Below are 11,836 nucleotides of genomic sequence, written 5' to 3'. Positions count from 1 at the left end.
TTATTTCGTTTGGGCATCCATTACCGCTACCTTAACCATATTGGAAATTTCTCTTACGCTACTCCCCAACTGCAGCACATGAATTGACTTCTTAATCCCCAACAGAATTGGTCCAATCGCATCCACATCTTCATTCATCTCTTGCAATAATTTATAAGCAATATTACCTGAGGATAAATTTGGAAAAATTAATGTGTTAACATTTTTGTTCCCCAATGACGAAAATGAAAATTTTTCTTTTCTTAGGTCATTATTCAATGCAAAATTAGCTTGAATCTCACCGTCAACAACAAGGTTAGGGTACTTTTCTTTGATTAGAGAAACCGCTTTTGACATTTTTTTTGAATCCGTTCCTGGCGCCGAACCAAAATTCGAATACGTTAAAAGTGCAATACGAGGATGTACATTAAACTGCCGCACTTTTTTGGCTACCATGTTGGTAATTTCCATTAACTCCTCTGCTGTTGGATCAAAATTAACCGTTGTATCAGCTAGGAATAATGGACCTCTTTTTGTGACTAATACATACATGCCAGCCACTTTATCTACATTTTCAGTTTTTCCAACAACTTGTAGCGCTGGTCGGATCACATCTTTGTAGTTTCGAGTAATTCCTGAAATTAGCGCATCAGCAGCGCCAGTTTCCACCATCATGGAACCAAAATAATTACGTTCTCTCATGATCTTTACAGCTTCGTGTAAGGTAAATCCTTTTCTTTGTCTTTTTTCAAAGAAAATTTTTCCATACAACTCGCAAGTTTTCACTTCTTCCTCCTCCTTCGGGTCAATCACAATTGCATTTTCAAATTCCAACCCAATTTCTTCAATGAGCTCATAAATCTTTTGTTTACGACCAAGTAATATTGGTTGTGCATATCCTTCTTCTTCCGCTAAATGGGCTGCTTTTAAAATTTTATAATTATCTGCTTCTGCAAAAACAACTCGTTTAGGGTTTTTAATTGCTTTTTCTGTTAAAACATTAAGTAATTTATTATCCAACCCTAACCTTCTTCGCAATTCAAATTCATATTCCTCCCAATCTTCTATTGGTTCTTGCGCTACACCTGAATCCATAGCTGCTTTTGCAACTGCAGGTGAAACAAAAGTTATTAATCTTGAATCCAATGGCTTTGGAATGATTTGATCTTTGCCGAAAGATATATTTTTCTCTCCATACGCCTCATTCACCTCTTCTGGCACTTGCTCTTTAGCCAACTCTGCAATAGCATGTACAGCAGCCAATTTCATTTCCTCATTTATTCTTGTCGCTCTCACATCTAATGCCCCTCTAAAAATGAATGGAAATCCTAAAACGTTGTTTACTTGATTGGGGTTATCAGAACGTCCTGTAGCCATAATAATATCGTTACGGACAGAAGTTGCTTCAGCATAAGAGATTTCAGGTTCTGGATTTGCCAAGGCAAAAACAATTGGATTGTTTGGCATGGACTTCACCATTTCCTTTGTAACGATTCCTCCTTTTGATAATCCTAAGAAAACATCAGTAGTTTTCATTAGCTCTGCGAGCGAAATGTCCTTTTCATGAACCGCAAATGCTGACTTATATTTATCTAAATTATCCCTTTCCTTACACAGCAACCCCTTGCTATCAAACATGTAAATATTCTCTGCTTTGGCACCCAAAGCTAAATAGAGTTTAGCACACGAAAATGCAGCTGCACCCGCACCTACAACAGTTATTTTAACCTCCTCTATTTTTTTCTCTGCCAATTCTAATGCATTAATGAGTGCAGCACTAGAGATTATTGCTGTACCATGCTGATCATCATGCATGATAGGAATGTTTAGTTCTTCTTTTAACCGTGTTTCAATTTCAAATGCTTCAGGCGCTTTAATATCTTCTAAATTAATCCCACCGAAAGTTGGAGCGATAGCTTTAACGGTAGCAATAAATTGATCAACATCGCTTGCATCAACCTCAATATCAAACACATCTATGTCAGCGAAAATTTTAAAAAGTAAACCCTTCCCTTCCATTACGGGTTTTGAAGCCTCAGGTCCTATATCTCCAAGCCCTAAAACTGCTGTTCCGTTTGAAATAACAGCAACCAAATTACCTTTCGCCGTATACTTATAGACGTCCGCTTTATTATCAGCAATTGCTAAACAAGGGTCTGCAACGCCAGGTGAATAAGCTAGCGACAGGTCTCTTTGCGAGTTATAAGGCTTTGTGGGAACGACCTCTATCTTTCCTGGACGTCCATTTGCATGGTAATCCAAAGCATCTTGTTTTCTGATTTTGGCCATAATTTAGTTGATTTTGATTAAGCCGGTAAATATAAATAAATATCACGACTATAAATTGCTATGATAGTTTAAATCTAGTTTAAGGCTTATTACAGGTGGTACAACAATGTTCACTGATGTTTAGTTACAACACACGAACACATTCTTCAAAATTCTATAAAACTGTTTATTTTTCAACAAGGCTTCTCTGTACTATTTTTTAAATCGATTTGAAATAAATTAAATTTTGAAATTCTGCAAGACCTTTGTATATTTTGTTGGTAATCATATTAACCGAAGACAAACAACGTGAAAAATAAAAGTGTAGTCATCTTATCAGGAGCCGGAATTAGTGCAGAAAGTGGGTTAGGAACTTTCAGAGATTCAGATGGGTTATGGGAGCAATACGACCTTAATGAAGTTGCAACAATAGATGGTTGGCATCGAAACCCAGCCTTAGTTTTAGATTTTTATGATCAACGTAGGGAGCAAGTTTTAAGGGCACAACCAAATACTGCTCACTTAGCCTTAAAAGAACTTGAAAGATTATATGATGTCACCATTATTACACAAAACATCGATGACTTGCACGAAAGAGCAGGATCTTCAAAAATTATTCATTTACACGGAGAAATTTTAAAAGGCAGAAGTGTTAAAACTGATCGCGAATTATACCCCGTTAAAACCAGTATAAAACTTGGAGATTTAGCGCCTGACGGCCATCAATTACGCCCTCATGTCGTTTGGTTTGGTGAAGAAGTACCAAAAATGGTTGAAGCCGAGAACGTTGTTCGTAAAGCAGACATTTTAATTGTTGTTGGAACCTCCTTAAATGTTTATCCTGCTGCTGGATTACGCTATGCGGTAAAAAATCATGCCACTTGCTATTTAGTCGACCCAAATGAAATGAACATTACCGACCAACACTTTTATCATTATCAGGGAAATGCATGTGCTATGATTCCCCTTTTGGTGGAAGAATTATTAGCTAAATAAAAAAAGGGACTCGTCTAAAGTCCCTTTTTAATCATATTATATCAATGATTTTAGTGTCGTACCACTAATTTTTTGGTTTCTACAACATCCCCTTCTTTACGAATCGTGTAGAAATACACTCCATTTGGTAATGCAGAAACATTTATCGAGTTCATTCCAGCATTAAGCGTACGGTCAATTACACGATCGCCTAACACGTTGTACAAGCTAAATCCCACATTTTGAATATTCTCATTTAATTCAATATTAACTACTGATGTTGCCGGATTAGGAAACAAAGATACGGTTACATTTTCTTCTTCTTCTAATCCCACAGCAAAAGTATACTCAACATCAACAGAATCTAAACGTTCATCATCTCCGTTAATAATATAATATCTATACTGCACTGTTCCTTCAATACCATGCGAAACATGATAAGATGATAATAAGCCTGCCGAACCATCTCCCATCTCAAAATCACCAGGAGTCACCCATGGATTATGTGGAGAAACTGTTCCTGCTGGATAACAAGTTCCTGTTAAAAAATCAGCACCCCAACAAAGATAATCTTCTGTTCCCGCTAACTCAACAACTTTATATCTTTCTATTCTCACATCGACTGTTGCTCCACTTACATTTTCAACATCAAAGTTAATGTGAGACTCTTCTGTGTAAGTTAGTTCAGAATGCACAGTTCCTGAAATATCCGTTTCTTCTCCTTGAAGCATTATTTTAAATTCATCCTGTCCAAAAGAGGCAGAAAGAAAAAGTGATAAACTTAAAAAGGTAAGTGTTTTTTTCATATCCATTTTTTTGATTGTTTAAAGATACACATAAATTGAAGTAAATTCAAGATTCTCAAGACATTTATAAATGTGTCATTTTTTTGGGAATCCAAGAAATTCATGGAACAGTTCACCTATCAGAATAGAATTTACCTAACGACAGCCTTCAATTTTACACATAGAAACCTAAACATTGATAGAATGTTAAACGATATAATATTCCCCTTTCTATTTGAAGGATCCTGAACCATCCAATCAATTACTTGGGAGAACAAGAATAGTGGAATAATATTATTTGCAAACGGTCAATATTTTTCTACATTTGAATCTTAATCCCTTTTTGGCTCAGAATTTGGATTAGAATCAAAAAAATATGATTATGAAAAAAATAAAACTACCCTTATTAGCTTTAATAGCTTCGATTGGAATTTTCTCTTTTGTTAATGACAGTGGAGATACAGGTAAAAAGATGCCTTCAGTTCAAATTCAAGACATTGACGGAAATTCAATAAATACAGGCGAGCTTTCGAATGATGGAAATCCAATAATTGTTTCTTTTTGGGCGACATGGTGCAAACCTTGCCGACTAGAATTAAATACGATTGCTGAAGAGTATGATGATCTCGTTGATGAAACAGGTGTTAAATTAGTCGCTGTATCAATTGACGATGAAAGAAATAAAAGCAAGGTAAGACCTGTTGTAGATGCTGCAGCATGGGACTATGAAATATGGTTGGATCCAAACAGCGATTTAAAAAGAGCGATGGGTGTAAATTATCCACCACAAACCTTTTTATTAGATGGAGAGGGCAATATTGTTTATTCGCATGTTGGATATGTTCCTGGTGATGAACAAAAATTGTATGACGAAATCTATAAGCTGACAGAATAACATTCCAAAATCACCCATATATTGCTAATTCATAACCTATGAAAAACCTACTATTTTGTGTTTTTACACTAATTGTATTTGGTGCCTATTCTCAACTCGGTAAAGGCGGAAATGTTACCGGAAACATGGAAACTAACGTTCAATACCTTAATAATGACAGTTTGATTGGTGCAGTTGCACCAGAACAAAAGGTCGTTATGAACTCATATATGAATGTTAATTATTCGGTCGGGAAATTTCGTGCAGGAGCGCGGTTCGAGAGTTATTTACCTTCTATTGCCGGTTATCCAAATTTCTATACTGGAACAGGGATTGGGTATCGTTATGCCCAATACGCGGGGGATCGCATTACGGTTACAGCAGGAAATTTTTATGAGCAATTCGGAAGTGGATTAATCTTGCGATCCTATGAAGAAAGGGCTTTAGGTCTTGATAATGCGATGGATGGAGCTAGCATTAAATTTTCGCCAGTTGATGGTGTCGTTTTGAAAGGTGTAATGGGAAAACAGCGAGTAGATTTTATTGAAGGAAACCTTGTTAATTCAGAAGGTATTATTAGAGGTGTTGACGGTGAAATCAACCTCAATAGTATCATTCCTAATTTTGACCAATCAGACTTTAAAATTACCATTGGAGGGAGTTTGGTGAGTCGCTACCAAGCCGCTTCGAACGACACGTTAATCTTGCCTAAAAACGTAGGTTCATATGGTGGTCGCATTGACATGAAGTATAAGCGTTTTTACCTCAATGGAGAATATATTTACAAAGAAAATGATCCAACGCAATTGAACGGGTATATTTATAATCCCGGTCATGGAGCGTTGATTAATTTTGGCTATTCTCAAAAAGGTTTAGGTATACTTTTAACGGCAAAATCATTAGACAATATTTTGTTTCGTTCAGATCGTACAATCGAAGGAACACAAGCGTTCATTAATTATTTACCTGCTACCTCCAACAACCACACTTACAACTTAGCAGGAACTTTATATCCTTACGGTACGAACTTATTTGGTGAGGTAGCTTACCAATTAGATGTGCTCTACAAAATTCCGAAGAAAACAAAATTAGGCGGCCGATACGGTACAGATTTACATATGAATGTTTCCTTGACATCGGGATATGAGAGAAACACTGACAATGCTGACATGCAAAAAAGACGAATTTCATATACAGCTAAACCTTTCCAAATGACGGATAGTGTTTATAATTTTGATTTCAACTTTCATGTCACTCGAAAGTTAAACAAGAAATTTAAAGCAAGTGCTCACTATTTCCACTTTGTGTATAACAATAATGTAAATCCAATAACAAAACTTGCTACTGGATATATACATTCTGATATTGGCGTTTTAGACTTGTCTTATAAAATCAATAAAAATCATACAATTCGAACCGAATTACAGGGCTTATTTACAAAAACTGACCGTGGTAACTGGGCAACATTAGTAGTTGAATACACGATTTCACCTAACTGGTTCTTCACTATTATTGATCAATATAACTATGGGCACCCCGAAGAAAAACTGCAGCTCCATTATGTTCTTGGAGCATTTGGTTATACTTATAACAACTCTAGGTTTATGTTTATGTATGGGAAACAACGTGCCGGTATCTTATGTGTAGGTGGAGTTTGTCGTCCTGTTCCGGCAACAAATGGTCTTACATTTACGTTTACTCAATCATTCTAAAAAGATTTTTATGAAGAAGTTAATTTGTATTATTTTCCCTTTAATAACTCTAACTTTCGTATCGTGTGATAAGGTTGAGTTTCCTGTCGTTTTTGAATCTGAATTAGATACGAGTTTATACCCGGGTAATTTTTTAGACTATGAATATCCTGAATTTGGCGACAATCCCAATACCGATAAAAATATACTAATAGCGGATTACACTGGTCATAAATGTTCTTTTTGTCCTCCAGCTGCGGCAAAAGCTGAAGAAATCAAAGATGCTAATCCTGATCGAGTTTTTATCGCCGCAATTCATGGGTCTGCAGAAGTTGGTGGCTATGGTGATTTTCAAAAAACAGACGCATTGTACGCTCGAGATTTTACCAATCCTATCGGTTTAGAAATGGCTAGCACATTTTTTCAAATGGGCATTGGTTTTTTTGGTAACCCAAGTGGAAATGTAAGTCGTGTGGCCAATGAAGATGGAAAATTTTTCTTTCCTTGGAGTGATTGGGGAGACATCAGTTCAGAAGTTTTAGCCTCTGAATTAAATGTAAATATACAAGCAAAATCGGCCTATTTCCCAGAGACCAAAGGAGTATATTTACACACTGACACCGAATTTCTAAATGATATGAATGGGACTTTTAATATCGTTACTTATATCATTGAAGATTCTTATGTCAGTCCCCAACTATACCGTATTGAAGGAGGGTTAGAAGTTACAGATACGTTTTACGTACATCATGATATTCACCGAGGAAATGTTTTTGATGAAACTTGGGGGCGTCTTCTCGCTAGTGAGGATATTTCTGCTGGTACTAGAATTAGAAATGATTTTAGTCATGTTTTACCCGATGATTTAAATCCAAGTAATATGCATTTTTTAATTGTTGTTTATAATCGTGAAACTTTCGAGGTTGAGCAAGTGATTAAGCATGTTATGGAACCTTAATTCGTATGAAGAATTAACATTTTTTTACAAAGGCAAGGAAAATATTCTTTGCCTTTTTTCGTGTATATAAATAGCTAAGGTAGTCGTTTTATTATTGGCAAATACTTGTTGATAATTTAACGTTTTACTAATTGCAAGATCGTTTAATTATGACTAAATTTACCTAAACCTAAAATTAACAAGCTATGTTAGAATTGTGCAAAGAAATCTTAGTTAAAGTTAGTTTTGATAAGGTTTTATTCCAAAAAGAGCTTTCTAAAGCGCTTAAGTGGATTAAATCCGACGAACTTGAAGGATTTAAAGAGTGGTGTTTAAAAACCTTTGGAAAAAAGTACCCAAAAATTCTTCAGGTCGCATTCAAAAAATAATTGGAAAGGGGGATGTTTAAGCATCCTCTTTTTTTTGCCCATTAATGAATGTGATATTTCTTTTCAAACCTTTAAACTTTGTTCTTTTAATCGCTGATTTTCTAAACAATTCATTAAAAACATCTTGAGTAATCTCATTAAAATCAGTCTCTGACAACTTATCATGCGGCATAAACTCTGGTGTTTTATGGGCTATTGAAAATCGATTCCACGGACATACATCTTGGCAAACATCGCATCCAAAAATCCAATCATCCATTTGGCCGGCAAATTGACGCGGAATAATTTCATCTTTTAGCTCGATAGTGAGATACGATATACATTTTGATCCATCCACCACATAAGGTTTAATAATCGCTTCTGTTGGACATGCATCTATACATTTTGTACAAGACCCACAATGGTCATTAACAGGAACGTCATATTCTAAATCCAGATCAAGAATAATTTCCCCAATAAAAAAAAATGAACCCACTTGTTTCGATAACAAATTAGCATTTTTGCCAATCCATCCCAAACCTGCCTTCTGGGCCCATGCTTTATCCAAAACAGGAGCGGAATCGGTAAAGCAGCGTGCATTGAGCTTCGTACCAACCCACTTTTCGATCGACTGTAAAAGTTCATTTAATTTATCTCTTAACACAAAATGATAATCCGTTCCATAAGCATATTTGCTAATCTTTAGATCACCATTTTTAAACAAATCTTTCTCTGGAAAATAATTGAGTAGGACCGAGATAACACTTTTAGCATTATCGACTAATAAAGTGGGGTTTAAACGTTTATCAAAATGGTTCTCCATATAGGCCATTTTACCGTTCATTCCTTCATTCAACCATCGCTCTAATCTTGGTGCTTCCTCTTCAAGAAATCCTGCCTTTGATATACCGCACGAAATAAAACCTAAGTCAACAGCTTTCGATTTTATTTTTCTCGTTAGTAAAGCAGTGTCCATCAAAATAATCCACTTTGGTGATATCCTAAATTCCTACCCAAATGTTTAAACGCTTTTTCGGTGGCCTTTCTGCCTCTCGGCGTTCGAATCAAATATCCCTCCTTAATCAAATAAGGTTCATACACTTCTTCTATGGTGCCTGGATTCTCACTGACAGCGGTGGCTATTGTGGTCATACCGACAGGGCCACCATTAAATTTATCAATGATCACTGAAAGAATCTTGTTATCCATCTCATCTAAGCCATTCTGATCAACATTTAAAGCTTCCAAACCGAAGTTTGCTATCTCTATATCAATCACGCCATTTCCTTTAATTTGAGCGAAGTCACGTACCCTACGTAGTAGTGCATTTGCAATTCTAGGCGTTCCCCTACTTCTTCTGGAAATTTCCATCGCCGCATTTTCATGTATTTCTACATTTAAAATACCAGCCGCACGACTTATTATTCCTGACAGTACCTTAACATCATAATACTCCAGACGTGAATTAATTCCAAACCGTGCTCGCAAAGGAGCAGTTAATAAACCTGAACGTGTGGTTGCACCAATTAACGTAAACGGATTTAATGAGATTTGTACCGTTCGCGCGCTTGGCCCAGTATCAATCATGATATCAATCATAAAATCTTCCATTGCAGAGTATAGATACTCTTCAATTACTGGACTTAATCTATGAATTTCATCAATAAACAAAACGTCACCTTCCTCTAAATTCGTTAACAATCCAGCTAAATCACCAGGTTTATCCAAAACAGGACCGCTGGTAATTTTTATTCCAACTCCCATTTCATTAGCTATAATGTTAGCCAGTGTCGTTTTACCAAGCCCAGGAGGCCCATGTAAAAGTACGTGGTCAAGTGACTCTTCACGTTGTTTAGCAGCTTCTACAAATACTGTTAAATTATCGGTAACTTTTTTTTGACCGGCAAAATCACTTAACGATTTCGGTCGTAATACATAATCAATTTCCGCTTCTTTCGAAAATTGTTCCTCGTCTCTATAATCAAATGATTCCAACTTGTTAATTTTAGATAAAGATAAGATGAATTTTTCAAGTGAAAATCCAGCGCTACGAAATCTTATACACAAGAAAAATTTAAGCACAAAAAAACCCGCTATTAAAGCGGGCTTTTAGAATCAATGTTTTTTTAGTGATCTTCTTCACCTGGAGCCAACGGCACTGTTTGCGGAATGTAATCCTCTTCCGCGCCAGGCTTTGAATAATCATATGGCCATCTATGTACCACAGGTAATTCACCAGGCCAGTTTCCATGCACATGTTCAACTGGTGTTGTCCATTCCAAGGTATTTCCTTTCCAAGGGTTTTGAACAGCCTTTTGACCTTTAGAAGCACTGTAAAAGAAGTTAAATAGGAAGATAATTTGCGCCAATCCACCTACTATTGCGAAAATCGATATTACCACATTTAAATCCATTATCATTTGGAACTGGTTGGAATCAAATAATTCATAGACACTGTAATCATAATATCTCCTTGGTGCACCACCAATTCCTACAAAGTGCATTGGAAAGAATACCCCATAAGCTGAAACCAAAGTAAGCCAAAAATGGACCATACCTAATTTTGAATTCATCATTCTTCCGTACATTTTAGGGAACCAATGATAAATACCTGCGAACATACCAAAGATAGCAGATAATCCCATTACAACGTGGAAGTGAGCGACAACAAAATAAGTGTCATGCACCGCGATATCTAAAGCTGAATCAGCAAGTATTATCCCTGTAACACCACCTGTAATAAATGATGAAACCAAGCCGATAGAAAACAACATCGCTGGAGTAAATCTAATATTACCTTTCCACAGCGTGGTGATATAGTTAAAAACCTTTACTGCTGAAGGAATTGCAATCAATAAAGTTGTAAAAACGAATACACCACCTAAGAACGGATTCATTCCAGAAACGAACATATGATGCCCCCATACAATAAATGATAAAAAGGCAATTGCCAAGATAGAACCGATCATCGCTCTATATCCAAAAATTGGTTTTCTAGCATTTGTAGAAATAATTTCAGATGTCAAACCAAGTGCGGGTAATAATACAATATAAACTTCTGGGTGGCCTAGGAACCAAAATAAATGCTCATATAAAATTGGAGATCCACCTGACTGCTCAAGAATTTCACCATTAATGATTGTATCATTCACGTAAAAGCTTGTTCCTAATCCTCTATCCATCAACATCAGCACAACTGCAGATACTAATACTGGAAACGAAAGAACACCAATTATAGCCGTTACAAAGAAAGCCCAAATTGTAAGTGGCAATCTTGTCATTTTTAAACCTGTTGTACGTAGGTTTAATACTGTTACGATATAATTCAATGATCCAATCAACGACGAGGCAATAAAGATAGTCATTGAAGTTAACCACATCGTCATACCAGCACCAGATCCTGGAATTGCTTCTTCATAAACTGAAAGTGGTGGATAAATTGTCCAACCTGCAGAAGCTGGTCCAGTTTCTAGGAACAACGAATAAAGCATCAAAATACTTGACAAAAAGAATAACCAATATGAAATCATATTCAGCAAACCTGAAGCCATATCTCTCGCACCAATTTGTAACGGAATTAAAAGGTTTGAGAATGTTCCAGACAATCCACCGGTTAATACGAAGAAAACCATAATAGTACCATGTATGGTAACTAAACCTAAGTACATTCCGCGATCGAGAACACCATCTGGTGCCCAAGTATCACCAAGGAAAAAAGACAAAACACTATTACTCTCTCCAGGCCAAGCCAATTGAATTCTAAAAAGAATGGAAAGAATTACGGCTACAATTGCCATAAATATAGCTGTAACGAGGAACTGTTTTCCGATCATTTTGTGATCTTGAGAGAACAAATATTTCGTAATGAAACTTTCCTTGTGATGTCCGTGATCAGTATGAGCTGCTGCTGACATAATTTAATCTATTATATAATTTTTTTACTAAGCTATTATTAAATC

Annotated in this window: 9 protein-coding genes; 4 read left to right on the top strand and 5 right to left on the bottom strand. The window is 36.1% G+C overall.

The window, feature by feature from the left end; translation table 11 throughout:
* Nucleotides 1–2,268, bottom strand: a complete 2,268-nt coding sequence (locus A8143_RS03750; protein WP_066756487.1) for an NADP-dependent malic enzyme — start codon at nucleotides 2,266–2,268, stop codon at nucleotides 1–3.
* 288 nt (nucleotides 2,269–2,556) lie between these two features.
* Between A8143_RS03750 and A8143_RS03745 the strand changes: the two genes are divergently transcribed.
* Entirely contained in the window at nucleotides 2,557–3,243 is a 687-nt protein-coding gene (locus A8143_RS03745) for an SIR2 family NAD-dependent protein deacylase (RefSeq protein ID WP_066756484.1), read from the top strand.
* Nucleotides 3,244–3,293: 50 nt separating this feature from the next.
* Here A8143_RS03745 and A8143_RS03740 read toward each other — a convergent pair whose 3' ends face one another.
* Entirely contained in the window at nucleotides 3,294–4,028 is a 735-nt protein-coding gene (locus A8143_RS03740) for a T9SS type A sorting domain-containing protein (protein ID WP_175437476.1), read from the bottom strand.
* A gap of 361 nt (nucleotides 4,029–4,389) precedes the next feature.
* Here A8143_RS03740 and A8143_RS03735 point away from each other — a divergent pair, with 361 nt between their 5' ends.
* The 3 genes from A8143_RS03735 to A8143_RS03725 are packed head-to-tail and all read left to right on the top strand — an operon-like array spanning nucleotide 4,390 to nucleotide 7,530.
* A complete protein-coding gene (locus A8143_RS03735; RefSeq protein WP_083261200.1) occupies nucleotides 4,390–4,902 on the top strand; it encodes a TlpA family protein disulfide reductase in 513 nt (170 codons plus the stop codon).
* A gap of 38 nt (nucleotides 4,903–4,940) precedes the next feature.
* Nucleotides 4,941–6,593, top strand: coding sequence for a DUF6029 family protein (locus A8143_RS03730; protein ID WP_066756479.1), 1,653 nt, complete (start codon nucleotides 4,941–4,943; stop codon nucleotides 6,591–6,593).
* 10 nt (nucleotides 6,594–6,603) lie between these two features.
* Nucleotides 6,604–7,530: an Omp28-related outer membrane protein gene (locus A8143_RS03725; RefSeq protein WP_175437475.1), complete on the top strand. Its 927-nt coding sequence runs from the start codon at nucleotides 6,604–6,606 to the stop codon at nucleotides 7,528–7,530.
* Nucleotides 7,531–7,914: 384 nt separating this feature from the next.
* On the opposite strand, the gene queG is transcribed toward A8143_RS03725, so the two are convergent.
* From queG to A8143_RS03705, 3 genes are all read right to left on the bottom strand, one after another.
* Nucleotides 7,915–8,853, bottom strand: coding sequence for a tRNA epoxyqueuosine(34) reductase QueG (gene queG / locus A8143_RS03715; protein WP_066756470.1), 939 nt, complete (start codon nucleotides 8,851–8,853; stop codon nucleotides 7,915–7,917).
* Nucleotides 8,853–9,872, bottom strand: coding sequence for a Holliday junction branch migration DNA helicase RuvB (ruvB, locus tag A8143_RS03710; RefSeq protein ID WP_066756801.1), 1,020 nt, complete (start codon nucleotides 9,870–9,872; stop codon nucleotides 8,853–8,855). Before ruvB ends, queG begins: the two co-directional genes overlap by 1 nt.
* 131 nt (nucleotides 9,873–10,003) lie before the next feature.
* Complete coding sequence (locus tag A8143_RS03705) at nucleotides 10,004–11,791, bottom strand: cytochrome c oxidase subunit I (RefSeq protein WP_066756467.1); 1,788 nt, start codon at nucleotides 11,789–11,791, stop codon at nucleotides 10,004–10,006.
* Nucleotides 11,792–11,836: the final 45 nt, after the last annotated feature.

Source organism: Crocinitomix algicola (assembly GCF_001661595.2).
Classification (GTDB): Bacteria; Bacteroidota; Bacteroidia; order Flavobacteriales_D; family Crocinitomicaceae; genus Crocinitomix; species Crocinitomix algicola.
This window is presented reverse-complemented; position numbering and strand designations above follow the sequence as displayed.